The following is a 360-nucleotide window of genomic DNA, read 5'->3' on the forward strand; positions in this document are numbered from 1 at the left end:
ATACGTGTAAAACGGTTAGATAAAGGAGTCATTGGAGAAAACTTCTTTCGAAATACTTGTAAAAACAATTCCTTTAAGAATTGTACAGTCTGTGCATTAAATCGTTCGTTCAGACCTTGACTAGATAATTGGATTCCCGTAGCTCTAGTTAGTTTCGCACATAAACTAACTAGGGATTCTGTCCCAATTGCTTGGCTGAGAAACACGCATAATGAAACGAGGTCTTGTGCTCTACACTTTCGTTTTCGTCGAATCATTCCAGTTTTAACTGCTAGTAGTTGTAAGTGGTGAATCGAAAATTTACTTTTAAATTCTTCACCTAGTAAACGTAACTCTTCTTGTGTAACATCATTAATTTTA

At 35.3% G+C, this 360-nt stretch carries 1 pseudogene; it reads right to left on the reverse strand.

The features are described from left to right. Positions 1–360 (reverse strand): annotated as a pseudogene (locus tag FOT98_RS32015) (IS4 family transposase); the annotation flags it as partial.

Origin of the sequence: Bacillus sp. HY001 (assembly GCF_007558965.1) — a bacterium.
In the GTDB taxonomy this organism is placed as follows: Bacteria; Bacillota; Bacilli; order Bacillales; family Bacillaceae_G; genus Bacillus_A; species Bacillus_A mobilis.